This is a genomic window from Mammaliicoccus sp. J-M41 (genome assembly GCF_022385935.1).
Lineage (GTDB): Bacteria > Bacillota > Bacilli > Staphylococcales > Staphylococcaceae > Mammaliicoccus > Mammaliicoccus sciuri_A.
Genome location: NZ_JAJNIR010000009.1, coordinates 62,933 through 86,818, shown reverse-complemented (window position 1 = coordinate 86,818; position 23,886 = coordinate 62,933). Strand labels below are relative to the sequence as shown.

Genomic DNA, 23,886 nt, shown 5'->3' with positions numbered 1-23,886 from the left:
GCTTATCTCCCAAAAATTACAGGAGACAAACCTTTGAAATAATATACTAATTAAGGTTTAGATTTTTGGGTTCAGTACAGTCATGGCTTAACGCTCTAATTAAGCCGAGAGATTGTCCAAGTCATAGCTTAACTCCCTACTTAAGCCAAGAGATATTAGATCTAGTCCAAACCATACATCCCCACCTTTCTCCAAACCAAAAAACCACCTGCTCTGCAGGTGGTTTCCTCTTTCCTACTATCTATTTATTTCGTTTGCCCCAATATTGATAGTACGTACATTCGATATAGCCGTTAAAGAGTTTTCTTCTTTTTGTGGCTTTCTTACCTACTAATGGTTCAAATTCTTTATAGCTTGTAAGCATATATAATGATGCTTGGTCGTTTTGTTTCATGATTTCGCCTAAGTGTTTGTACATTGCTTCTACTTCACTTCGTTCACCGATACGTTCGCCATATGGTGGGTTCCCGATTATTGAAACGGGTCCTTCTGGTACTTCTAGGTTATGAACATCTTGGACTTTAAATTGAATGATGTCCCCTAACCCAACTTCTGTTGCGTTGTCTTTCGCAATTTCAACCATTTTAGGATCGATATCACTTGCTATGATATTAATTTCTTTATCATATAATGCCGCATCATCTGCTTCTTGTCTTAATTGGTCATATAATCCTTCTGGTATGATATCCCAATCTTCACTCGCAAAATCACGGTTAAATCCTGGTGCAATATTTTGAGCGATGAGTGCTGCTTCTATTGCAAGTGTACCTGAACCACAGAATGGATCGATAAATGGTGTTTCACCGCTCCAGTTTGTTAATCTTACAAGTGCTGCAGCTAATGTTTCTTTCATTGGTGCGTCACCTTGTGCTAAACGGTAACCTCTTTTATGAAGTCCTGAACCTGAAGTGTCGATTGTTAATAAAGCTTCGTCTTTCAGCAATGATACTTCAACTTGGTATTTACTACCTGTTTCATCGATCCAACCTTTAATTTGATACGCATGTTTCAATCTCTCAACTATCGCTTTTTTAACGATTGCTTGACAGTCGGATACGCTGAATAATTTAGATTTAACACTTTTACCTTGAACTGGGAACATACCTTGAGCGCCAATTACATCTTCCCATGGTAATGATTTCGTCTTTTCGAATAATTCGTCAAAAGTTGTTGCATGGAAACGTCCTACTACGATTTTGACTCTGTCAGCAGTTCTTAACCATAAATTTGATTTAACGATTGCTGTTTCATCACCTTCAAAAAGTACGCGACCGTTTTCTACTTTTGTTTCATATCCTAATTCTTGAACTTCTCTAGCAACAATTGATTCTAATCCCATTGGACTAGTAGCGAGTAATTGATACATGCATATACTCCTTTATATTTAAATTATAATTATTTACAAATAAAAAGCTCTCCTACTTGGGAGAGCGACACTAGTAAGTGATAAATCTGTAAGCCATGTTTTGTCCTTTAGTACTGCTAACGTGTACTAGTTACACTCGTACGCCAGTGATAATCATCTGTCTGTATGATTACATACCTTCTTATTCCGTTCATTTCCGTCAAAGAAGTGCTCCTACCAATTTTGGATTGCTCACTCGAGGGGTTTACCGCGTTCCACCTTTTACATTTCTGTAAAAGCTACGTCACTGTGGCACTTTCAAACTACTTTAACCATATTATTACTAACTTAGGTTATTTCGTTGCCGTCAATTAATTGCCCTGGCTTATTGTTTCGCCAAGCACGAACACTACATTCATCTCAGAATGTGTGAGCATGGACTTTCCTCTACTTAACGTAGCGATTATCCGAAATACCACTCAACAAAGAATTATAGCATAAACAGCGTTAAATAACTATCATTTATTCGCCAAATACTGCTTTTTCAAGATTAGAAATTCGTTTCAAGATATCTACATTATTAGAATTGTATTGTTGAGAACCTTGTGGTCTGCCTGACGCGACACGGATTCTTAACTGTTCGATTTCTTTTTTAAGTTTAGAATTTTCTTCTGTTAATTTGATGACTTCGTTATTTAATTCAGCCATTTTTTGATAGTCTGAAATAATGTCATCTAAAAAAGCATCTACTTCTTCAGTTTTGAAACCTCTTAAACCTCTTTCAAATTCCTTTTCATAAATATCTTTTGCAGATAGCTTTAATGTTACATCAGCCATTTTTACACCTCATTTAATATGATTCGTTGTCATTATTATAATTAAATTCCATAAAGTCTTGTAAATCCATGAATGTAATAACATTATAAGTATAGTTTGTCTTTTCAGCAAAATCAACTAACTTACTTTTGAAGTATTTAGGTGATGCTTCTTGTTCATCATCATAAAATAATATCGTCTTATCCGTATTATCGAGTATAAATTCATTGGCTTGTTGAAATTGGAACCCACCTTGATACTCACTTTGATGAATCGCATTGACATAGTCTGCATGTGTAACAATATTTTGGTAAGCTTGTTGGTTTGTTTCGTTCCATTTATTATAATGGTTTAAAAATGGTGTCAATATCGCAAGTTTCAATTGAGGGAATTTATTTTTCATTTCAATTGTCACTTCTGCTGCCCAAAGCTCAAATCCTAATTGACCTGAAATGATGACCCACTCCATACCTTCTTCTATTTCTTGCTCAATGATTTCTTTAAGATATGCTTTGATGACTTTTACTTCAGCCTGATCATTTTTGAAAATATTCAGTTCGAACGGTTTGTATCCTGTAAAATATACAGACGTCATGATAAATCACCTATATGGGTATAAATATAATTTAAATCATGTTGTACGGCTTTATGCTTTTCAAAGAAGAGTTTCTTACTTGTACGTTTATAATGGCATTCTACAGACAATTCTTTGTAGTTACTAATTAAGAGTTGGAATTTCTGTTCATTCATATATTGTAATTTCAATACGGCATCTTGATGTACAGCAAGTTTGTCTAGCAGAACATCGACTTGTTCTACAAATGGTACGACATCTTTATAAAAGTCGTATTCATGATCGTCCTTCGCATGTTGGAAAATATCTAGCATGTCATTTAATTTATTTAAAAGTTCTTGTATCATCGCTACACCTACTATTAATGAAGTTTGTATTTTAAATGTGCTCACGATAAAATGATAACATAACTAGAAAAGTTCTAGAATATTTATGTATCATAAAAAACTTTTGTAACTTATAATGAAATAAGGTATAATATTTAGAGTTTTATGATATGAAGCTAGGTGATGAATTTGAATTATCCAAACGGAAAAAAAGTAACAAAAAATACTTCTAAAGTCTCAATCCAAGATGACCCTAAATATAGTAGAATACAATATGGTAAACGGGGTATGAGATTAGAGGAGGAAATTGATAAATCCAATGAATACTTCAGATTAGAAAATATAGCAGTTATTCATAAGAAACCGACACCTATTCAAATTGTTGATGTTGACTACCCTAAAAGACAAAAAGCTGTCATTAAAGAAGCTTATTTTAGAAAGCCTTCAACAACAGATTATAACGGTGTTTATAATGGATACTATATTGATTTTGAAGCTAAGGAAACGAAAAATAAAACAAGTTTCCCTTTAAATAATATCCACGATCACCAAGTATCACATATGGAACAAGTATTAAACCAAAAAGGTATATGTTTTTTGTTGATAAAATTTAGCTATCATGATAGCGTATTTTTATTGCCTTTTAGGAAGTTTATGGTATATTGGGACAGATATAAATCTGGAGGCAAGAAGTCCATCACGCTTAAAGAGATTGAAACTGATGGTTACTTAATACCAATCCAATTTAAACCAAGAATTAACTACATAACAATAGTTGATCAATTGATAAAAACAGAAAGTGAGGCGCTCAAATGAGTCAATCAAAAGCTTCTAATAGTAAAAATGGTAAAGAACAACCTAAGAAGAAGAGGAATATCAAAAGGACGATAATTAAGGTGTTCGGTATTCTCGTGCTAGCATTCTTAGCAATGGTAATCATAGGTGTTCTCGTATTTGCATATTATGCTTGGAAAGCTCCTGCTTTCAATGAAAGTGCGCTTAAAGACCAATTACCAACTAAAATTTATGACAAAAATAATAAACTTGTCACGACCCTCTATATGGGACAAAAGAGAGAACATGTTAAATTTGACGATGTTCCAGACCAAATGAAAGATGCTGTACTCGCAACTGAAGATAATCGCTTCTACGATCATGGTGCATTAGACTACAAACGTTTATCTGGAGCAGTTATGAAGAACTTTACAGGTGGCTTTGGTTCACAAGGTGCATCTACATTAACACAACAAGTTGTAAAACGTTCATTCTTAACAGATAAGAAATCCATCGAAAGAAAAGCTCAAGAAGCTTACCTTTCTTATAGATTAGAACAAGAATATTCAAAAGATGAAATCTTTGAAATGTACTTAAACAAAATCTATTACTCAGATGGTATTTACGGTTCTCAAACAGCAGCTAAATATTACTTCAATAAGAAATTAAAAGATTTAAACTTAGCTGAAACAGCTTACTTAGCAGGTTTACCACAAGTGCCAAACCAATATAACATTTATGATAATCCTGAAGCGGCTGAAAAACGTAAAGACACTGTTCTTTATTTAATGGAAAGACACGGTAGAATTACTAAGAAAGAAATGAAAGAAGCACAAGATACACCTATCGATAAGAACTTAGTTAAACGTACAGTTGAAGAAAGAAACGATGCAATGACTGATACGCCTGACAATGAGTACGCTTCTTATATTAACTACGTTAAACAAGAAATTACTCAGAACAAAGCGTTCAAAGGTCAATCATTAAATGATATTATGACAAGCGGTCTTAAAATCTACACAAACATGGATAAAGATGTTCAAAAAACATTACAAGAGTCAGTTGATAACGGTACATTCTACAAGAATAAAGACCAAATTACTGGTTCATCTATAGTAGATACGAAGACTGGTAAATTAGTCGGTATCAGTGGTGGTAAAGATTACAAAGATGTAGTTGATAGAAACCAAGCAACAGACGTTCATCCTACAGGTTCATCACTTAAACCGATATTAGCCTATGGTCCAGCAATTGAGAATATGCAATATGCGACAAACCATAAGTTCCAAGATGAAAGCGAGTATAATATCAATGGTAGTATCTTCAAGAACTATGATGGTCAAGGTCACGGCTCAGTTACAATGGCTGATGCATTAGCAAGATCATATAACATTCCAGCATTGAAATCTTGGCAAGAAACAAACCAAAACGCTGGTGAAAAAGCAGTTAAAGACTTTGCTTCTAAAGTGAATTTAAATTATAAAGATGAAATTGGACCTTCAGAAGTACTGGGTGGGTCACAATCAGAATTCTCCCCTACTCAATTAGCGTCAGCATTTGCGACTATGGGTAATGGTGGTACTTATAACGAAGCAAAATCAATTAGAAAAGTTGTCACTCAAGATGATGAAACAATCAAATTCTCAAGCGAAAGCCATAAAGCTATGGAAGATTACACAGCATACATGTTAACTGAAATGCTGAAAGGAACATTCCAAGCATACGGTTCAGCTTATGGATATGGCATTAACGGTGTGAACGTAGCAGCTAAAACAGGTACTGGTACTTATGGTGATGAAGTATATACTGAATATCAATTACCTGAAAATGCAGCGAAAGACGTTTGGATTACAGGTTATACACCACAATACACTATGTCAGTATGGATGGGCTTCAACAAAGTTAAAGAATACGGTGAGAACTCATTCTTAGGACATGATGAACAAATTAAACCACAAATATTATTCAATGAAGTTATGTCAGAAATCTCTAATTATGACGGTGCAGACTTCGAAAAACCAGATTCAGTAACAGGAAGCGGTAAAAGCTTAAGTGTTGCAGGTAATGAAGACAATAATACAACATCAAGCTCAGCACCTAGCTCTGGTAATAGTAGTAATCAGCAAAATAACTATAACTTCTCAAATAATAATAATAATGTAACAACAAATGAACCACAGACGAATTCAAATTCATCTACAACACAACAAAATAATACACAACAACAGTCATCTACTAATCAGAACGTAACAACTGAAGAACAAACGACAGAAACACCAACATCCGAAGATTCAGATTCAGACTCTGACAATAGTAGTTCAACCTCAGATGCAGCAAAACAAGCTGCGAAAGAAGAGAAAGATGACTAAGATATAGAAAAAGCATCACATCCCGCAAAGGATGTGATGCTTTTTTGATTATAATATTTTCTATTCTCCGCTTTCACGTTGTGCGGCTCTTTTAAGTTGAATCTGATATCTCGCGTTCATTCTAATTAATTCTTCTTTCAATGTTACCATTTGTCTATATCCCATAAAGTGATATATTCTCTCGTTTATATAGTGGTAGCGTTCTTCAAAATTCATTGGTATAACTGGATATTCTTCGATATGCGCTATATCAAACGTTTCTATTTGATTGATTTGTTCTATATAAGCAATGATCAAATGATAATATTGATCTAACAATTGATGTGCTTCATTTGTTTTAAGCTTTTTATTTTTAACAAGTGGTTCTATTTGTTGTTCAAGTTCTATGAAATCATTTTTTTGTATCATGCGCCTTCAACCTTTACTAACCCAGCTTTTAATCGTTTTTGCCCTTCTCTACAATCTGCAAATAATGGACATACTTCACATTTCGGTTTACGTGCTACACAGTGATAGCGTCCAAAGAATATAAGCTGATGGTGACTTTTTGTCCATCTTTCTCTTGGAATGATACTACATAAACGATCTTCAACTTGGCGCACATTGTCTTTAATTCTACATATTGCAAGACGTTTAGATACGCGTTCTACATGTGTGTCTACTGCTAATGATGGTTCCCCGAATGCTACACTCATCACAACATTCGCTGTTTTACGCCCTACACCAGCTAATGATTCTAATTCTTGATGTGTACTTGGTACGACACCATTAAAATTATCTAACAATGACTGACAAAGTTTTTGAATATTTTTAGCTTTATTGCGGTATAAACCGATTGAGCGAATGTCATTTTGAAGTTCTTCTAAACTTACATTTAAATAGTCTTCAGGAGTTTTATACTTTTCAAAAAGCGATTTCGTCACTTTGTTGACGAGTACGTCTGTACACTGTGCAGAAAGTAATACTGCGATTGTTAGTTCAAATGGATTATCATGAACGAGTTCACATTCAGCATCTGGAAACATTTCATCAATAACATCCATCATTTCTAATGCTTTCTTTTTACTTATCATAAGGATTCTCCCCATTTACCCAATCAAAAGTCGGGATTAAATTAACATTTTGCTTTACTTTTTTAGTTTGATTAAACTTTTCACTTTCTTCTTTGGAAGATTCAACAGTCGTGATGTTCTTCTTCTTCCAGTTCAATAAGATACGGTCGATATATTTGATGCTGAGTTTATCTAAACTATGCGCTTCGTTAAGTGCGCTCATAATGAGTTCGTTTGAATGTTTATCAGTATCAATCCAGTGGTTTAATGTTTGCACTTCTAATGGTGTTAATGGTCGACCGAAAGTGGATTCGAATTCTTGGAATAGTTTCTTGAATTGTAAGTTTTGATCTTCTACTGTACCTTGTTGCATTACTTCGTTTTTGATTAATGCGAGTTGTTCATACATAGGATCAAATGATATGAATTCATTATATTTATGTTGGTCATCTTTTTCAATTTTAATGTCTATAATTTTTAATTGAGAAAGTTGATTAATGATATGACTTACTTCTTGTATAGATAATGTCGTGCCACGTTGGATATCTTCTAATGGAGGTTGTAAGTTACGATCATTCTCTTGATCCAACAATTTAATAAGGATAACGAATTGTTTTTCATTTAATCCTAAATTGGCATAATGATCAAACAAAGCTCTTTGAACAACGACTGGCTTTTCTTTTAACATAGCACTTGTATACATTTTTTCACCTACTTCATTATAAAAATATAGAGTCTGGGATCACTATTCAGCTCCCAGACTCGCATATTATTATGGATATAATCGATTTAATAAACGTGGGAATGGTGCAGTTTCTCTAACGTGTTCTACGCCACTTAACCATGCTACTGTTCTTTCAAGTCCTAAGCCAAATCCACTATGTGGTACACTTCCGTATTTTCTTAAGTCAGTGTAATAACTATATGCTTCAGGATCTAAACCATGTTCATTAATTCTTTGATTAATTAAATCTAAATCACTAATTCTTTCAGAACCACCAATGATCTCTCCGTAACCTTCTGGTGCGATTAAATCTGCACATAATACAGTGTCTGGATTTTCAGGGTTTGGTTCCATATAGAATGGTTTAATTTTTGTTGGATAATTAATGATAAATACTGGTTTATCATAATGGTTTGCAATTGCAGTTTCATGAGGAGAACCGAAATCGTCGCCCCATTCAATATCATCGAATCCTTCTTGATGTAAGAATTTAATGGCATCATCGTAAGTGATTCTTGGGAATGGTGTTGAAACTTGTTCTAACTTAGAAGTATCTCTTTCAAGAAGTTCTAATTCTAATTTACAATTTGCCAACACAGCTTTAACGATGTGGTGTACGTAATTTTCTTGAACTTCTAAGCTTTGGTCATGTTTCATAAATGCCATTTCGCCTTCGATCATCCAGAATTCAATTAAATGTCTTCTTGTTTTTGATTTTTCAGCTCTGAAAGTTGGACCGAAACTAAATACTCTATTATGCGCCATAGCTGCAGCTTCTAAGTATAATTGACCACTTTGAGATAAGAATGCATCTTCATCGAAATATTTCGTATGGAACAATTCACTTGTACCTTCAGGTGCACTACCTGTTAAAATTGGTGGATCAATTTTAGTGAATCCACTTTCGTTAAAGAATTCATATGTCGCACGAATAATTTCGTTTCTAATTTTCATAACGGCATGTTGACGTTTAGAACGTAACCATAAATGTCTGTGATCCATTAAGAATTCTGTACCATGATTTTTCGGTGTGATTGGATAATCATGTGATTCTGAAATGACTTCTACACCACTTACTTGCATTTCATAGCCAAATTTAGAACGGTCATCTTCTGTAATTGTACCCGTAACATAAACAGATGTTTCTTGTGTTAATGATTTAGCTAATTGGAAGATGTCTTCTGATACTTCAGCTTTTACAACGACACCTTGCATAAATCCTGTTCCGTCTCTTAATTGTAAAAATGCTATTTTCCCACTTGATCGCTTGTTTGCAATCCAAGCACCGATTGTCACTTCTTGATTGACATAATCTTTAGCTTGTTTAATCGTAATATTCATTATTATTTCTCCTATTCAAATAAATTACCTATAGTTATTTTATCAAATTATGCATACAACTGCTATCTGTTTGGATATTTTCTTAGTTTATCTTGGAATTTATTTAAATCGCCTTCGATAACAGGTATTTCACCTAATGCATTAATAAAGTATTTACTGTAATTACTATCTAATATTCGTCTATCAAAGCAAATTAATAAACCTTGGTCATGTTTGTTTCGAATTAATCGACCGATGCCTTGTCTAAATTTAGTTACAGCGTCTGGCAAGACAAAGTCTTTAAATGGATTGTCAAATTCATCTTTCATTAAATGGTATCGTGGATCATCTTGATGTATAAACGGTAACTTCGTCATCATGACACATTTAATACCTGAAGATTGATAATCAAATCCTTCAAAGAATGATAAAGTACCTAGTAAAATCGTCTTATCAAATTGATTAAACTGTTGTACGAGTTTGTATACGTGTGAATGTTGTTGCTGCATTAATACGACATAATCATCAAAGATTTCAAGTTCTTCCATGTATCGATATGCTTGATACAACATCGCATAGTTCGTAAACAGTACTAAACATTTTTGATTTGTTTCACTTACAAATGTAGATAAATAACTAACAATCGTTTCTATATAGTCATCTTGTTGATGATATTGATAAGTCGGCATATTTTCCGGTACAAAACATGTTGCTTGATTTTTCAAGTCGTAAATATCATTTAAATAATAAGTGTTAAATTGAATGTCTTCAGGAAACATAGATTTAAATGATGTAAATGAATGATTAACGGTTAATGTCCCAGAAATGAAAATATTGCTATTGAATTGCTCTATAAACACTTCATTCAGTAAATCTTTAACTTCTGCTTTTTTAACAAATAGTGAAAGTGTAGATTTCTGAGATATTTTCTTAATGGATACGAATGGCACTTGACCAGACTTAATCATGTTATAAATTTTAGTATATTGATGATAAATATAAATTAACTCTTTCTTGAACGCTTTAACATGTGCGTGTGAGTAAGATTTAAATCTAGATAATATTTGATTGATTGTACTAATTTGTCGTTTAAATATTTCAGATATATTCGCGACATCAATATCATAGAAGTAATGAATTTGTTTATCATCTTCATGTGATTCTTGATGCTTATCTGAAATTTGAGCCATTAAATCATCAAATAATTGTTCGTTTTGTTCGTGCAGTAAATCAATATCACGTTTCAGTTGATAAATATCGATTGGTTCAATAGGATATTGTTCAATGACTCTTCTATTTTCTAATTTATCTAATCGCTTAAATAATTTTTCTTGCTCATTTTTACCTAATAAACCGAGATGATATTTAATATGTTGGTAACTTAAATCATCTGTTACTTGATTAAGTGCGTAATCTTGAATACGATGTGCTTCATCAACAATGATATGTTTGAACAATTGATATACGGTATCTTCTGTACTATGTTGTAACAAATGCGCGTGGTTTGTTATACCGATCTCTACATGCTGCGCACTCTCTTTAATAAATTGATAGTAATGTATATCATTTTTAAACGGTACATAAGTCGTGCGTTTTTGTTCAAAGAAGACTTTTTGACCACCTTTAAGATGAAGCTCTTCAATGTCACCTGTTTCCGTTTCAAGAATCCATACAAGCAACTGCATTTTTAAAATAGTCGCTTCATAGTTGTCTGTATCATCTTGTAATATATTTAAGATTAAACCAAGCGAAATATAATGATCTTTACTTTTAATAATCATCGCTTTTAAATCTAAATCTAATGCATTTAAGACTTTATTAAATTCTTGTTCTAGCAGTTGATTTTGAAGTAACTTCGTATGTGTTGAAACGAGAATATGTTCACCAGTTTCTAAATAATACAACAATGCAGCGAGCACAAAGCTCATCGATTTCCCACTACCAAGCGGTGCTTCAATTAAAGCATTCTCATTGTGCATTAATGAATCGAACAATTGTTGAACGAGTTGATATTGTTCTTTACGATAATCGAAATTAAACGTTTTAAGTATTCTATCATAAGCTTCATCGAGTGTAATTGATGTACGATCACTAGAATGTCGTATTGGCATTTGCTTTAAATAATGGATGTTCTGGTACTTTTTAATATTGCGATTATGCGTTTCGGCACCTTGATGTGTTCTTACAATTTCAAATAGAACGTCCTTTAAATCATGCTTTAAAGATTTAGATAAATAATAAAGTTGTTTAATGGTATCAATCGGAAGACCATTTATTTTTTGAATGGCTTTGATAAATAATAATGCAGTTGCTTTAGCATCCTCATAAGCACTATGCGCTTGGTTTAAATCAACTTTTAACGATTGACTCAATTCACTTAACTGATAACTTTCTTCGTTTGGAAATGCGATTTTAAACAATTCCATCGTATCAATTGTTAATTTAGGTTCGAATTGTATTTGATGCTTTTCGAAATGGGATTTGAGAAAGTTTAAATCAAATAGAACATTATGCGCGACAAATACACAATCTTTCAACAAGTTAAACAATGATTGACTGATCTCTTCGAAGTATGGAGCTTCTTCTAAGTCTAATTCATTGATATTGGTTAATGCTTGAATGAAAGATGGAATTTCCAAATCCGTTTTGACATATGAATGATATGTATCGGTAATTTGGTTATTTTCTATAAATGTTATCCCAATTTGAATGATTTCATCATATTGAATTTGGTTTCCGGTTGTTTCTAAATCTACAACAGCGTATCTTTGCGCCATATTATCTCTCCTATATTTCGATATCTGCACTCATAAATTGGTGTAATTGACCATCATCAGATATCACGGTTAAGAACCCATTATCTTGTATATCAATTGCTCGACCAAATACTTGCTTTTTACCCTCTGTATAAGTTAGTTTTTTGTCCCAAATCATACTTTTACTTTTATATAACTCTTTAATGTCACTGAATGGTAATTCTAAAAATTGATCATATCTCAGTTCAATAGCCTCTATTAATAATTTCAAAAATTGATAAGGTTCTATAGATTGTTCATTCTCTATTTTTAAACTTGTCGCACGTGATTGACCAGCTCGATCGAAATCTTCTTGTGTTTGGTTTAAATTTATACCAATGCCACAAGTAATCGCATTAACGCCATCTGTATCTGCAATCATTTCTGTTAAAAAGCCACAAACTTTTTTATCGCCTATATAAATATCATTAGGCCATTTAATTCTACTTTGAATGCCATAATGCTGTTCAATCACTTCTTGAATAGCAAGGCTTATAAATAGATTAAATGTCGACATTCTTTGAATTGGAATATCTGGGCGTAATACAACTGACATCCAAAGCCCTTTACTTTTAAGAGATGACCATTCTCTTTGGAAACGCCCTCTCCCATTTGTTTGTTCATCACTCAAAACAATAAAGTCATGATCAATGTCATTAACACGAGACTTGGCTAACAATTGTGTTGAATCTACTTGTGTTTGAACAATTGCGTGATTCAATATACTTTGATCTTGAAGTGTAATATTCACAATGCCTTCTTGCCAAGTTGTGGGGATTTCTGAGATTTTATATCCCTTATTTGAAATAGACTCAATTTCAAAGCCTTCTTTTCTCAATTGATCGATGACTTTTTTAACTGTTACACGTGAACAATTTAACGTTTCAGCTATATGTTGTCCTGACAAATATTCATTATTTTGATATAAATATTTAATAATTTCACGTTTATATTTTGACATTCTCTCGCACCCATTCTATTAAATCATTTTCTGTATTATCCACTTTAAGGTTAATAACAGCTTGTTCAACTTTATTTAAAATATCTTTGATCCATGGTCCACCTTTTTTATTAAATGTAGCCATCAATATTTGACCGTTAATTTGTAATTCTGATTTATCATATATAGGTAGTTTATCATATATTTCATCAATTACACGGTCATTCATAATTGTAGGATGGATAGAGATATTCAGTTGTGCATTATGCTCAGAAATAAAGTGAATGATTTCTTTCATTTTATCACGATGATACGTATATACGAGATGAATCATATCTTGCTTTGAAATATTATTTTCAGAAAGTGTTATCAATGATTGAACGTAAGATGAGATATCACGCTTTTCTTGATTACTGATTTTCAAACTGTTCAAGCTTGTTAAATCTAATTCGTATAAATAACATAATGCAGCCACCCATAAATCGAAATGGGCATGTTCCGGCATGAAGATACTAGTTTGATTAATTTCTTTGAAAAATGGAATATATTTAAATATTTCTAGTTCATGAGCAGTCTTTTTTGTATCATGAATATATTGACCTTGAATCATTTTTTTAAGTTCAACAACAATTCTTTCAATTGCAATGGCACTTAAAGAATGTGCTGTTTGATGCATGGCGTCTTTAGTATCGTGATCAAGTGCAAAGCCTGTCTGAGCTTGGAATCTTACACCTCTCATAATACGTAATGCGTCTTCTTCCATGCGATCAATAGGTGTTCCGACAGCTTTTATAATTTTGGATTGTATATCGTTTAACCCGTTGAAATAATCATGGAGTTGATACGACTTATCCATAGCGATAGCATTCATTGTGAAATCTCTTCTTGCTACATCTTCATATAAATCCGTTACAAACTGAACAGATGTAGGTCTTCTATGATCAACATAATCCCCATCTTTTCTAAATGTTGTCACTTCATACTGTTGATTTTCACCCATCACAATCATCGTGCCGTGCTCTTTGCCTATTGGTAAAGTCTTATCAAATAATTGTTCAACTTCATCAGGTAAAGCACTTGTTGTAATATCAACGTCTGAAATTTCTTTCTCCATTAAATAGTCTCTTACTGAACCACCAACAAAATATGCTTGATGCCCATTACGTTCAAGTGTTTCAATTATCCATTTCGCATCTTCAAATACTTGATATTCACGCATATTATTCTCCTAACATATCGTTGTAGCAAGATTCGTACTGATCAGCAATCACTTTAGATGAGAATCTTTCACGTACATCTTGAATCATAGCGTTTTGCATTTTGCGATAAAGTTCTGAATCTGTTAATAATTTGACCGCATATTCACTCGCTTTATCTGTATCACCGACATCAACCGTATAACCCGTTTCACCGTTTTTGATGACTTCTTTAATGCCACCTGCATTTGTACCAATCGGCACAACACCTGTAAGCATAGCTTCAAGTAATACAAGTCCAAAGCTTTCTTTTTCACTTAATAACAACGTTAAATCAGACATTTGATAGAAGATATTCACTTCATCTTGTTTACCTAAAAATAGAACTTGGTCTTCTATATTAAGCTGTTTAATTTGTTCTCTGGCCACTTGTAACTCTGGACCATCACCGATCAGTAATAGTTTAGATTTAATTTGTTTGTTAATTTTGTAAAACGTATCTACGACATCAGGCACGCGCTTAACTTTTCTAAAATTTGATACAAACGTGATGACTTTTTCATCTTCTTCTATGCCATAACGGCTTCTTAAATCTGTATTATAAATTTGTGGGAAACTTTCTTCTTGTACAAAATTGTATATAGTTTTGATTTCTTTATCAGGTTCTATAATGTCATATGTTTCTTGTTTTAGACTATCACTGACACTTGTTACAACGTCACTCTTTTCAATTCCGAATCGAATGGCACTTTGTAATGATGTATCATAACCTAATACTGTAATATCTGTTCCATGCAAAGTCGTCATGATTTTGACATCTTTTCCGGATATTTGACGCGCTAAAATACCACAAATTGCATGCGGTACCGCGTAGTGCATATGTAATATATCTAAGTCGTAATCGTTAATGACGTCTGCAATTTTAGCACTTAATGTAATATCATATGGTGGATATTGGAATACAGAATATTGATTTACGTCAACTTGATGAAATGTTACGTTTGGAACAGGCTCTCTCATTCTAAAAGGCATATTAGAAGTTATAAAGTGAATTTCATGCCCTCTTTTCGCCATCTCCAAACCAAGCTCAGTTGCAACGATACCTGAGCCCCCCATTGATGGATAACAAGTTATACCGATTTTCATATTAATCCTCCATTATGACTTATTTACGTTCAAATCTATCTTTATCTCTTACATTGAATTTATTCATTGTATCTTGGAAACTTTTATTTAAATCTATGTCTAAAGAATTTGCTAAACAAATTAAGACGAATAAATTATCGCCTAATTCAGCTTCAATTGTATTGTCTTCTTCTGTTGGTTTCTTTTTCTTTTCACCATGACTATGATTAATTTCTCTAGCTAGTTCTCCAACTTCTTCTGTTAATCTCGCTAAATTTGCTAAGGGCGAAAAATAACCTGCTTTAAACTGAGAAATATATTGATCAACTTCATGTTGCATCTCTTTCATGTCCATAAAATTTCCTCCCTACATATCTTTTATATCTCTATATAAAAGAACTCACATAATAAAATTATATATGATAATCATGCATAATGACAACGTAATAAGCTTATATCTACAAACCTCATAAATATTTAAAAATAAAAAATACCAACAAAGTCAAAAGACTTTATTGGTATTAAAATGATTTCATTAATTATTACGTGCCATTAGAATAAATCTTGCTAATTCAGCTACCGCTACAGCTGTTGCTGCAACGTATGTCATAGCAGCTGCAGATAATACTTTTTTAGCATGTCTATATTCTTGTTGGTTAACGATATTTAATTTTTCAATTTGTCGCATTGCCCGTTTACTTGCATCGAATTCAACTGGTAATGTGATGATTGAGAATAATACAGCGAATGACATAAATACGATACCAACCCATAATAATGTTGTACCGAATGTACTACTCATTGCTGTTAATACGATACCAGCTAAAATGATAATGTATGATAACGAACTTCCTAAATTAGCAAGCGGTAAAAGCGCTGATCTAAATTTAAGGAATCCATATCCTTGAGCATGTTGAATAGCATGTCCTACTTCATGTGCTGCAATTGCTGTACCCGCAACACTTGGTTGTTGATAGTTTGCCGGTGATAATACAACACGTTTCTTAGTTGGATCAAAATGATCTGATAAGAATCCTTCACCTTGTAACACTTCTACATCATGAATTCCATTTGCAGCTAAAATTTCTTCTGCAACTTGTTTACCCGTCTTCCCACTTGTTGAACGTACTCTTGAGTATTTATTGTATGTTGATTTTACTCTAAATTGGAAGTACATAGGGACAATCATAATGATAATAAAATATATGATATATGAAAACAAATAACTTCCTCCTTTTTATCCCTGTTATTTATTATATTACGGAGTGACGGCTCTTACGTCAAATATTTTGAACGTAATTCGATGTTTTTTTGGAAATATAGTAATAACAGAAAAGCGATAACACTTAGCCAAAAAGCAAAGTATCCTATATGTGACTCATACTGACTTAACATACTATAAACAGGATATTGATGATACACATAATCAATAACATCATTGTGAAATACCCAAATCATAGTTACGACAATGTGCCACTTTTTAATATTGAATAAAGGATAAAACATCAATGCTTGAATAGCCATAATGCCGTGTGAAGTCATCAGCATAATTGCCATTGGAACAAGTTGATCATAATGAATCATTACAAATATATTCATAACAACCGCCCATACACCATATTTAATTAATGTAATAAATGCTAAACATTCAAACAAACCTAAATGCTTATTGAAAATGATTGCAGCTATCGCAATCACTAAGAATAATGTTGCTGTTGGACTGTCGGGTATAAATGGCCAAAAGTACCATTTGCTATCAAGTAATTGACTACCATACCATATGTATCCATAAATGGTGCCGAGAAGATTTGCAATAAATAGCGTAATGAGAATAGATTTCTGCCCCATTACATATCTCCAAAATTCCATTTTATTACTCCTTTGAAAAGAGCCCAGGGCACGCATATGCCCCAGGCTCAAATTTAATTATTTTTTCAATTCTTTACCGCTTGCATCTGTTTCATGTAAATCTGCAACGTATTTAGCAACTTTGTCAATTTCATCTTTAGAAAGTGTGTCTTTGAAGCTAGGCATTTTACCTGCACCATTTTCTACGAATCCTTTAACGCCATCTTTAGGTAGTTTCGATTCAACTAAGTTTGGACCTTGTCCACCTGTTAACTCACCACCGTGACAACTTGTACAGTTTGACTTGATGATGTCAGTATAAACTGGGTCTGACTTGTCTAAGTTAGAGAAGACGATTTCACCTTGTTTAGCTTGTTGCTTCCAATCATGGTAATAACTTGATTCCCATGTTGTATAGAATAAGATTGCAATTGCGATTAACATAAATCCAGAAGCAAATGGTCTCTTTGTCCATTTACGTTCAGGGCCTCTATCTAACCAAGGTGCTAATAATAAAGCACCGAATGCGATACCTGGTAAGATAATTGCTCCGAATGTGTTATAAGGACCAGATGCGAATGAATATTTAAGTATTTGATATAAGAATAAGAAATACCAGTCTGGTAATGGTGTATAACCAGTATCAGATGGATCTGCCACACGTTCAAGTGGCGATGGATGAGCAACTGTTAAACATAAGTACGCGATTAAGAATACCGCACCAGTCATCCATTCTTTTAGTAGAAAGTCAGGCCAGAAACTTTCTGTACGACCTGGAAATTCTGAATAATCTCGATTTAATTTCGGTTTGTCGTATGACTTTATTCTTGAATCACCAACAAACTTCATCCCTTTACCGCGATGCATGTCGCATGACCTCCTTTTTCATTTATTCACGTTAATTTTATAGTGGACCTGAAATACCTTGTTTTCTGATCATTATAAAGTGTGCTGCTAATAACGCGAATAGTGCAGCTGGTAGGAAGAATACATGTATCGCAAAGAAACGAGTTAGAGTTTGTGCACCAACTATCTCTGCATCCCCTGCTAGTAATGTCTTAACCCACGGCCCAATGATAGGAACAGATTCTGCAATTTGTAAACCTACTTTTGTTGCGAATAGTGCTTTCATATCCCATGGTAATAAATAACCAGTAAAACTTAATCCAAGCATTACGAAGAATATTAATACACCGACAACCCAGTTTAATTCTCTAGGTTGTTTATAAGATCCTGTAAAGAATACACGAAGTGTATGTAAAAACATCATTACTACTACTAAACTTGCTCCCCAATGGTGCATACCACGTACGATAACACCAGCAGCTACATCGTGTTGTAGATAGTAAACTGATTTCCATGCATTAACGATATCTGGAACATAGTACATCGTTAAAAACATACCTGATAAAACTTGTATTACTGTAATGAAAAACGTTAGACCACCAAAACAATAAACGAAAGCTGAAAAGTGATAAGCAGGGTTAACATGCTCTGGCACCTCATGATCAGCAATATCTCGCCAAATTGGTGTAATATCAAGTCTGTCATCGACCCAATCATAGATTTTATCTATCATTGTTAATCCCTCCTTATTTAGCTAATTCGTTCTCGTGCTTTTTACCGATTTGAATAATGCCACCTTTAACTTTTACTTCGTATTGATCAAGTGGTGCTAATGGCGGCGTACCTGGAATATTCTTACCGTTCTTTTCATAACGACCGTTATGACATGGACAAAAGAATTGATTTGGATTTGATTTATCGCCATTCCACTGTACTGTACATCCTAAATGTTTACAGACCGGTGATAATGCTACGATTTCATTTCCATCTTTGTACACCCAAGCAAATTCTGTAACTTCACTTGTGTACCAAGCATCTTCTTGCTCGAATTTAAAGTCCACTTTAATAGGCTCTTTACCAAGTTCTGACTCCTTTACGCCTGTAGCAATCATATCGCCTTGTGCATCAGCTTTGAATACAGGATCAAGCGCAAATCTACCCATAGGTAAAATCATACCAGCAGCCATAAATGACCCAACACCCATCAATGAATAGTTTAAAAATTGGCGTCGTGTGACACGTTGGCTCATTTAGATTCCCCCCTCTATTAATCGTTCTTTTATAACTAGGACAACTTAATTTTAGCCTATTATTTCAAGACGGTCAACGCTTTGTCACAATTTAAATGTTTATTTATTAACCTTTTATCTAGGAATTTTTAAAAAAATGAAAAGGCTTTATTATAAAGGCGAAAATATTGATGAAAAACTGTGAAAATAAGCCTATTTTCCACATAGAAAGGACAATTGTATTTTGGAAATAAAAAAAACGTAACAAATCTTATTTAGTTAAGATTTGTTACGGATATTATGATGTGAAGTTATCTAGAAGTTGGTTATTATCGCACGAAGACTCAAAGATATCGTGCATCTACCAACTATTTATTCCATGTTCTAATGATAAACTTCATAAATTGTTTGAGGCAATTAATCCATATTTTTTCATGATTCTATAGACACGCTTATGATTAACCTGGAATTTAGTATGTGCCCTCAAATACTTATGTATTCTTCTAGATCCATATTTGCCATCATGTTCATGGTAAATTCTGAATATCTCATCTTTTAATTCATTATTGAATCTCTCGGATTGTGATTCTTCTCTGTTTTTCCATTTATAATAACTTGCCCTTGATATTCCAAGAATGGTACACATTTGATTCGTTGAATATTTATCTTTTAATGATTCAATTGTCTGATATTCTACTATTTGTCTTACTTTCGATTCATCAACTGCCTCTCTATTTCTTCCTGCTTTTTTAATACCTCATTCTCCATTTGGAGAAATTTATTTCTTTGTTCAAGTGCTTTTATTTTTAATTCAAGTTCTTCTTCTCTAGTTAAAGCTTCAACTGGTTTTCCTTTACCTCTACCATCTACTAAACCAATATCACCATGTTTTTCATATTTTTTTATCCAATTATAGACTTGTGAATAGTTAACTTGGTACTTTTCAGCTGTCTTATTAAAGTCTCTATTATTTTCAATACAATATTTAGCTATTTCAATTCTCTCTTCAAATGTTGTTTTTCTAGTATTCATAGTGTCTACCTCTAGATATGGAAAATAAGATTTATTTTACTTTCCTTCAGTATACTTTACCACCCAATTTTTTAAAGTAGCATGATGTAAAATAATATATTAAGACACTATATCTGAATAAGTTTTTTAAAGTTATTGAATTTGCCTTGTTTAAGTTCGACAGGTAGTCTAGCTTTATGTATAAAAATATCCCTATAGAGTTTTAGTTTTTAAATACTTACTCTATAGGGATAATACACTATAATCTATCGTGCATCTACCTACTATTTATTCCATGTTCTTATGATAAACTTCATAAATTGTTTGACTTCGTCTTCGATGAGTGTGCGTTTCATATCATCGTCTAAGTCACCCATTGGAATCGTGTTTACTTTATACAATTCGTGATCAACGTTCAGTTCTACTTGATCACTGCTTAAAATAATTATATTGTTCAAGCCATACTCTTTTAAACTTTGTATAAAAGATACGACGTGATCGTATTGATTACCACTTGTGAAAAATGTTGGTGTAAGTAGTAATCTACCTTTAAATTGTTTTTCTGCTAACATGCCAACAAGTTGAACTGTTTCATTTTGATCGCATGATGTTAATAATTGATGATTCATATCAATATTAGATACAGGTATGATGGCTGTATCGATATATTCTAAGTTGTTTTTTAATTCTTTTAAGTCAACATGATTAAATAACATTATCGATGTTCCTCCAACTCATTAATGAATTGTAATATTTTAGACATTTCTATAAACATGTCTTGATCGTTATTATCTAAAGATTTATCTATTTCATTACTGATGAGTTTACGCCAATGTCCTAGTCCATGTGTATTGTTATTATTTAAAGCACGAATATCTTTATCATCTCCATAATAATCAACAAGCATTTGCAACAACAGTAACTTATTTAGTCGATCATCATTTTTGTTCAAATATAAAAGTACATTTAAATGTGTATTATCTAGTCGAATATCGTGGAAGATTTGTCGACCATCTTCTATACAGAAGCGATCTTTACAATAAAGTAAAGGCAGTTGTTTAGATTGCTCGGTACTTATGGACAATATGCGTTCATCTGAAAATTCATTGACGAATGAAATGTTAGATAAATATTTAGGGCTGCTTTTTAATAAATTTAATATCCATACACTTTCAGCAATTTTAAAATCGTATTGATATAGAATATATTCAATAAATCGCTGTTTTTCATAGTTTAACCATGTATGATTCATAATTAACCCTACTTATAATAATCTTTCGTATTCTTGGTCCCAATATGGATTTTCAGGATCAAGTTTGCGAACAGATTCTAATATATTTTTAGCGTTATCGACATGACCGATTTCAATTAAGTAATGGTAATAGTCGTTTAAGAAATCAATATTTTGTGTTAAATCTGGATATGCTAATTCATAGAAGTGTTGAGCTTCTTTATCTCTTTCTTCTTCACCGAATGCATATGCAACGTGCCAAGCTACTACTGGGTCTATATCTTCATGATCAACATACGTTAATAAATTAATAAGACCTGTTATGTTATCTTTTTCTCGATAATAATCAGCAAGTATAATGGCAGCTTCAGTATAAGAAGGATCAACTGTTAATGCATCTTGTAACAGAATTGCACCATGCTCATCGTTAGTTGTTAACATTAGTCTAGCAGTATCTGTCATAAGTTCTTTATAATATGCGTTTAAGCGTAGCCCTTCTTTACCGATTTCTATTGCTTTTTCATAATCTTTTTCTGATTCATAAATTTGCAATAAGTAATGGTAAGCTTGCATAAAGTCTGGGTCTTTTTGTAATAACTTTTCAAGTTGCTTAATTGCTTCTCTTGTTAAGTCATTTTTTTGGTAACTAATTGCTTGTTTGAAATAATCTTCAGCTGTCATATCCATTTCTGATACATTTTCATAATATTTGATTGCTTCTTCGTATGCACCACTTTGTAAACTTGCGTCTGCCATTCGTGCATAAATCGAAATACCATTAATAATATCTTCACCAGTTTGCGTGATTGTTTCATAGTTAGAAATCGCTTTTAAATATTGACCATCGTAATAGTACATTTCAGCTAAAGCGAATGTAATCACAATATCATCTGGTTCCATTTCTTTTGCTTCAATTAATTTCTCTATTCCAACTTCGAATAAGCCTTGTTGTTGGTATAAATCAGCCTCAAGCATTAATTTCTCTGTAGAATGTGGGCTGTTATACAATACTTCATGCGCTTTATCTAAGTCGTTTTGGTCAATTAGCCCTTCTATATAATAAACAAGCAATTCATTTTCATCAGGATAAAGTAAATAAAGTTCTTCGAATATTTTAACGCCTTGATCGACAATACCGTATTTATATAATGTTTCGCCTAACATAAATAAAGCGTCGTGATCGTCAGATTGTAGAACTCTGTTTACTTTCTCATCTAAATGTTCGATATTCTTCATGTGAATATCGTCAATTACTTTATATACATCTTCCATGTTAAAGGACTCCTTCTATTCATTTATTAGAGATTTAAGTTCTTTAAATGCATCTAATACTTCTTCTTTAGAAACGGATTCAATTGTAAATGAAGCTTCACCATTTTGTAAAACCATTTGAATCGTTTGTCCAATATTCTTTTTGTCTTTTTTCATATATTCAAAAATTTGTTCAATATCAGCATGATTTAAGACATTTAAAGGGTAACCTAATTCTTTTAAATAATTAATGAACAGATGCACACTTGAAGTGCTATCGTACATATTTCTATTTTTATTTATCACTTTCTGGAAAAGAATACCGATCATCACAGCTTCACCGTGAGCAATTTTTGTTAAGTATTCAAGTCCGTGTCCAAAAGTGTGTCCTAAATTTAAATGTTTACGTACGCCACCTTCAAATTCATCTTCAATCACAATTTTCAATTTAGTTTCAATGCCCATTTTTAAATAATCTTCTATATTTTTCAATTGCGCTAATTCTTTAATTGAAGGATAAACATCCATTAAATGAAGTGTGTCGGCTTCACTATTTAAAATGGCATGTTTAAATATTTCACCATAACCACTACGTATTTCAATATGTGGCAATGTTTCTAGGAAATTTATATCATATATAACAGCGCGTGGTCTATGAAATGCACCGATTAAATTTTTACCGACCGATGCATTAATGCCCACTTTTCCACCGATTGCTGAATCGTGTGCCAAAAGTGTTGTAGGAACTTGTATAAAATCAATGCCACGTAACAAAGTTGCAGCTAGAAAACCAACAAAGTCTCCAGTTGCGCCACCACCGATAGCGATGAGTTGAGATTGTCTTGTGATATTCATTGATAAGAGCTTTTCGCTGAGCGATTCAAAATATGACATTTGCTTACAAGCTTCACCACTCATAACCGTTAAAAATTTAATATCTTGGTCTTGAAGATGTGACTTAATATAGTCTTTATGATATCTATAAACATCTTGGTCAATTAACACAATATTTTGTTCATCTGCTTTAAGATATTGATTAAGTTCAGCTAGTGCGTTCTGCTTTAATATTATCGGATAGTTGTTGTTAGTATATGCTGTTTCAAAAATCATTTCA

Annotated in this window: 26 protein-coding genes and 1 other RNA gene; 2 read left to right on the top strand and 25 right to left on the bottom strand. The window is 32.8% G+C overall.

The features are described from left to right. Positions 1 to 241: 241 nt before the first annotated feature. The 5 genes from LQ686_RS05570 to LQ686_RS05550 form a co-directional block, all read right to left on the bottom strand. Positions 242 to 1,366: a THUMP domain-containing class I SAM-dependent RNA methyltransferase gene (locus LQ686_RS05570; protein WP_025905496.1), complete on the bottom strand. Its 1,125-nt coding sequence runs from the start codon at positions 1,364 to 1,366 to the stop codon at positions 242 to 244. Between the two features lie 84 nt (positions 1,367 to 1,450). Beyond that, positions 1,451 to 1,820: RNase P RNA component class B (gene rnpB / locus LQ686_RS05565), an RNA gene on the bottom strand. A gap of 47 nt (positions 1,821 to 1,867) precedes the next feature. After that, complete coding sequence (gpsB, locus tag LQ686_RS05560; RefSeq protein ID WP_025905495.1) at positions 1,868 to 2,182, bottom strand: cell division regulator GpsB; 315 nt, start codon at positions 2,180 to 2,182, stop codon at positions 1,868 to 1,870. 13 nt (positions 2,183 to 2,195) lie between these two features. Beyond that, a complete protein-coding gene (locus LQ686_RS05555) occupies positions 2,196 to 2,759 on the bottom strand; it encodes an SLOG family protein (RefSeq protein WP_182461918.1) in 564 nt (187 codons plus the stop codon). Continuing rightward, positions 2,753 to 3,082, bottom strand: a complete 330-nt coding sequence (locus LQ686_RS05550) for a DUF1798 family protein (protein ID WP_107566021.1) — start codon at positions 3,080 to 3,082, stop codon at positions 2,753 to 2,755. Before LQ686_RS05550 ends, LQ686_RS05555 begins: the two co-directional genes overlap by 7 nt. Positions 3,083 to 3,250: 168 nt before the next feature. On the opposite strand from LQ686_RS05550, the gene recU reads away from it, so the two are divergent. Together recU and LQ686_RS05540 are read left to right on the top strand one after the other, a co-directional pair. Then, positions 3,251 to 3,877, top strand: coding sequence for a Holliday junction resolvase RecU (gene recU, locus LQ686_RS05545; protein ID WP_037588134.1), 627 nt, complete (start codon positions 3,251 to 3,253; stop codon positions 3,875 to 3,877). Then, on the top strand, positions 3,874 to 6,204 hold the full coding sequence (locus LQ686_RS05540; RefSeq protein ID WP_107566020.1) for a transglycosylase domain-containing protein: 2,331 nt from the start codon (positions 3,874 to 3,876) through the stop codon (positions 6,202 to 6,204). The genes recU and LQ686_RS05540 overlap by 4 nt, the downstream gene beginning before the upstream one ends. Positions 6,205 to 6,264: 60 nt before the next feature. On the opposite strand, the gene LQ686_RS05535 is transcribed toward LQ686_RS05540, so the two are convergent. The 20 genes from LQ686_RS05535 to aroB all read right to left on the bottom strand — a co-directional run bounded on the left by LQ686_RS05535 (position 6,265) and on the right by aroB (position 23,882). Further along, entirely contained in the window at positions 6,265 to 6,612 is a 348-nt protein-coding gene (locus LQ686_RS05535; RefSeq protein WP_107591060.1) for a YpoC family protein, read from the bottom strand. Continuing rightward, positions 6,609 to 7,277 carry an endonuclease III gene (gene nth / locus LQ686_RS05530; protein WP_025905489.1) on the bottom strand — a complete coding sequence of 223 codons (669 nt, stop codon included), beginning with the start codon at positions 7,275 to 7,277 and terminating at the stop codon, positions 6,609 to 6,611. The genes LQ686_RS05535 and nth overlap by 4 nt, the downstream gene beginning before the upstream one ends. Next, complete coding sequence (locus LQ686_RS05525; protein ID WP_103361640.1) at positions 7,267 to 7,959, bottom strand: DnaD domain-containing protein; 693 nt, start codon at positions 7,957 to 7,959, stop codon at positions 7,267 to 7,269. Before LQ686_RS05525 ends, nth begins: the two co-directional genes overlap by 11 nt. Positions 7,960 to 8,028: 69 nt before the next feature. Continuing rightward, positions 8,029 to 9,321 carry an asparagine--tRNA ligase gene (gene asnS / locus LQ686_RS05520; RefSeq protein ID WP_025905487.1) on the bottom strand — a complete coding sequence of 431 codons (1,293 nt, stop codon included), beginning with the start codon at positions 9,319 to 9,321 and terminating at the stop codon, positions 8,029 to 8,031. Between the two features lie 62 nt (positions 9,322 to 9,383). Further along, on the bottom strand, positions 9,384 to 12,077 hold the full coding sequence (locus LQ686_RS05515; RefSeq protein WP_103361639.1) for a helicase C-terminal domain-containing protein: 2,694 nt from the start codon (positions 12,075 to 12,077) through the stop codon (positions 9,384 to 9,386). A gap of 10 nt (positions 12,078 to 12,087) precedes the next feature. Then, entirely contained in the window at positions 12,088 to 13,056 is a 969-nt protein-coding gene (locus LQ686_RS05510; RefSeq protein WP_239733201.1) for a biotin--[acetyl-CoA-carboxylase] ligase, read from the bottom strand. Then, positions 13,043 to 14,254, bottom strand: a complete 1,212-nt coding sequence (locus tag LQ686_RS05505) for a CCA tRNA nucleotidyltransferase (protein ID WP_107565216.1) — start codon at positions 14,252 to 14,254, stop codon at positions 13,043 to 13,045. The genes LQ686_RS05510 and LQ686_RS05505 overlap by 14 nt, the downstream gene beginning before the upstream one ends. A gap of 1 nt (position 14,255) precedes the next feature. Further along, the gene (bshA, locus tag LQ686_RS05500; protein WP_049318836.1) at positions 14,256 to 15,377 is read right to left on the bottom strand and encodes an N-acetyl-alpha-D-glucosaminyl L-malate synthase BshA; all 1,122 of its coding nucleotides are present in this window, start codon (positions 15,375 to 15,377) and stop codon (positions 14,256 to 14,258) included. Positions 15,378 to 15,396: 19 nt separating this feature from the next. Next, the gene (locus tag LQ686_RS05495; protein ID WP_025905482.1) at positions 15,397 to 15,711 is read right to left on the bottom strand and encodes a nucleotide pyrophosphohydrolase; all 315 of its coding nucleotides are present in this window, start codon (positions 15,709 to 15,711) and stop codon (positions 15,397 to 15,399) included. Between the two features lie 180 nt (positions 15,712 to 15,891). Continuing rightward, positions 15,892 to 16,578, bottom strand: a complete 687-nt coding sequence (locus LQ686_RS05490; protein WP_037588148.1) for a zinc metallopeptidase — start codon at positions 16,576 to 16,578, stop codon at positions 15,892 to 15,894. A 53-nt stretch (positions 16,579 to 16,631) separates the two neighbouring features. Beyond that, positions 16,632 to 17,225 (bottom strand): DUF1405 domain-containing protein, encoded by a 594-nt coding sequence (locus tag LQ686_RS05485; protein ID WP_025905480.1) that lies wholly within the window; start codon positions 17,223 to 17,225, stop codon positions 16,632 to 16,634. 57 nt (positions 17,226 to 17,282) lie between these two features. Beyond that, positions 17,283 to 18,071: a menaquinol-cytochrome c reductase cytochrome b/c subunit gene (locus tag LQ686_RS05480; RefSeq protein WP_119594268.1), complete on the bottom strand. Its 789-nt coding sequence runs from the start codon at positions 18,069 to 18,071 to the stop codon at positions 17,283 to 17,285. A gap of 37 nt (positions 18,072 to 18,108) precedes the next feature. Next, entirely contained in the window at positions 18,109 to 18,783 is a 675-nt protein-coding gene (gene qcrB / locus LQ686_RS05475; RefSeq protein WP_016912349.1) for a menaquinol-cytochrome c reductase cytochrome b subunit, read from the bottom strand. Between the two features lie 13 nt (positions 18,784 to 18,796). Further along, on the bottom strand, positions 18,797 to 19,300 hold the full coding sequence (locus LQ686_RS05470) for a Rieske (2Fe-2S) protein (RefSeq protein WP_025905478.1): 504 nt from the start codon (positions 19,298 to 19,300) through the stop codon (positions 18,797 to 18,799). 376 nt (positions 19,301 to 19,676) lie between these two features. Beyond that, the gene (locus LQ686_RS14340) at positions 19,677 to 19,925 is read right to left on the bottom strand and encodes an IS3 family transposase (RefSeq protein WP_080690523.1); all 249 of its coding nucleotides are present in this window, start codon (positions 19,923 to 19,925) and stop codon (positions 19,677 to 19,679) included. 59 nt (positions 19,926 to 19,984) lie between these two features. Continuing rightward, positions 19,985 to 20,311 (bottom strand): helix-turn-helix domain-containing protein, encoded by a 327-nt coding sequence (locus tag LQ686_RS05465; protein ID WP_107565214.1) that lies wholly within the window; start codon positions 20,309 to 20,311, stop codon positions 19,985 to 19,987. 263 nt (positions 20,312 to 20,574) lie between these two features. Next, the gene (locus LQ686_RS05460; RefSeq protein WP_025905476.1) at positions 20,575 to 21,006 is read right to left on the bottom strand and encodes a DUF2487 family protein; all 432 of its coding nucleotides are present in this window, start codon (positions 21,004 to 21,006) and stop codon (positions 20,575 to 20,577) included. Beyond that, positions 21,006 to 21,542 (bottom strand): YpiB family protein, encoded by a 537-nt coding sequence (locus LQ686_RS05455; RefSeq protein ID WP_103361590.1) that lies wholly within the window; start codon positions 21,540 to 21,542, stop codon positions 21,006 to 21,008. The genes LQ686_RS05460 and LQ686_RS05455 overlap by 1 nt, the downstream gene beginning before the upstream one ends. Positions 21,543 to 21,554: 12 nt before the next feature. Continuing rightward, positions 21,555 to 22,793 (bottom strand): tetratricopeptide repeat protein, encoded by a 1,239-nt coding sequence (locus tag LQ686_RS05450; protein WP_025905474.1) that lies wholly within the window; start codon positions 22,791 to 22,793, stop codon positions 21,555 to 21,557. A 15-nt stretch (positions 22,794 to 22,808) separates the two neighbouring features. Beyond that, positions 22,809 to 23,882 carry a 3-dehydroquinate synthase gene (aroB, locus tag LQ686_RS05445; RefSeq protein ID WP_345772674.1) on the bottom strand — a complete coding sequence of 358 codons (1,074 nt, stop codon included), beginning with the start codon at positions 23,880 to 23,882 and terminating at the stop codon, positions 22,809 to 22,811. Between the last annotated feature and the right edge of the window lie 4 nt (positions 23,883 to 23,886).

Excerpts from the sequence above, each read along its gene's own strand:
- LQ686_RS05570 (WP_025905496.1), bottom strand. The coding sequence starts at position 1,366 with ATGTATCAATTACTCGCTACTAGTCCAATGGGATTAGAATCAATTGTT.
- gpsB (WP_025905495.1), bottom strand. The coding sequence starts at position 2,182 with ATGGCTGATGTAACATTAAAGCTATCTGCAAAAGATATTTATGAAAAG.
- LQ686_RS05550 (WP_107566021.1), bottom strand. The coding sequence starts at position 3,082 with ATGATACAAGAACTTTTAAATAAATTAAATGACATGCTAGATATTTTC.
- LQ686_RS05540 (WP_107566020.1), top strand. The coding sequence starts at position 3,874 with ATGAGTCAATCAAAAGCTTCTAATAGTAAAAATGGTAAAGAACAACCT.
- LQ686_RS05535 (WP_107591060.1), bottom strand. The coding sequence starts at position 6,612 with ATGATACAAAAAAATGATTTCATAGAACTTGAACAACAAATAGAACCA.
- nth (WP_025905489.1), bottom strand. The coding sequence starts at position 7,277 with ATGATAAGTAAAAAGAAAGCATTAGAAATGATGGATGTTATTGATGAA.
- LQ686_RS05525 (WP_103361640.1), bottom strand. The coding sequence starts at position 7,959 with ATGTATACAAGTGCTATGTTAAAAGAAAAGCCAGTCGTTGTTCAAAGA.
- asnS (WP_025905487.1), bottom strand. The coding sequence starts at position 9,321 with ATGAATATTACGATTAAACAAGCTAAAGATTATGTCAATCAAGAAGTG.
- LQ686_RS05515 (WP_103361639.1), bottom strand. The coding sequence starts at position 12,077 with ATGGCGCAAAGATACGCTGTTGTAGATTTAGAAACAACCGGAAACCAA.
- LQ686_RS05510 (WP_239733201.1), bottom strand. The coding sequence starts at position 13,056 with ATGTCAAAATATAAACGTGAAATTATTAAATATTTATATCAAAATAAT.
- LQ686_RS05505 (WP_107565216.1), bottom strand. The coding sequence starts at position 14,254 with ATGCGTGAATATCAAGTATTTGAAGATGCGAAATGGATAATTGAAACA.
- bshA (WP_049318836.1), bottom strand. The coding sequence starts at position 15,377 with ATGAAAATCGGTATAACTTGTTATCCATCAATGGGGGGCTCAGGTATC.
- LQ686_RS05495 (WP_025905482.1), bottom strand. The coding sequence starts at position 15,711 with ATGGACATGAAAGAGATGCAACATGAAGTTGATCAATATATTTCTCAG.
- LQ686_RS05485 (WP_025905480.1), bottom strand. The coding sequence starts at position 17,225 with ATGGAATTTTGGAGATATGTAATGGGGCAGAAATCTATTCTCATTACG.
- LQ686_RS05480 (WP_119594268.1), bottom strand. The coding sequence starts at position 18,071 with ATGCATCGCGGTAAAGGGATGAAGTTTGTTGGTGATTCAAGAATAAAG.
- qcrB (WP_016912349.1), bottom strand. The coding sequence starts at position 18,783 with ATGATAGATAAAATCTATGATTGGGTCGATGACAGACTTGATATTACA.
- LQ686_RS05470 (WP_025905478.1), bottom strand. The coding sequence starts at position 19,300 with ATGAGCCAACGTGTCACACGACGCCAATTTTTAAACTATTCATTGATG.
- LQ686_RS14340 (WP_080690523.1), bottom strand. The coding sequence starts at position 19,925 with ATGTGTACCATTCTTGGAATATCAAGGGCAAGTTATTATAAATGGAAA.
- LQ686_RS05465 (WP_107565214.1), bottom strand. The coding sequence starts at position 20,311 with ATGAATACTAGAAAAACAACATTTGAAGAGAGAATTGAAATAGCTAAA.
- LQ686_RS05460 (WP_025905476.1), bottom strand. The coding sequence starts at position 21,006 with ATGTTATTTAATCATGTTGACTTAAAAGAATTAAAAAACAACTTAGAA.
- LQ686_RS05455 (WP_103361590.1), bottom strand. The coding sequence starts at position 21,542 with ATGAATCATACATGGTTAAACTATGAAAAACAGCGATTTATTGAATAT.
- LQ686_RS05450 (WP_025905474.1), bottom strand. The coding sequence starts at position 22,793 with ATGGAAGATGTATATAAAGTAATTGACGATATTCACATGAAGAATATC.
- aroB (WP_345772674.1), bottom strand. The coding sequence starts at position 23,882 with ATGATTTTTGAAACAGCATATACTAACAACAACTATCCGATAATATTA.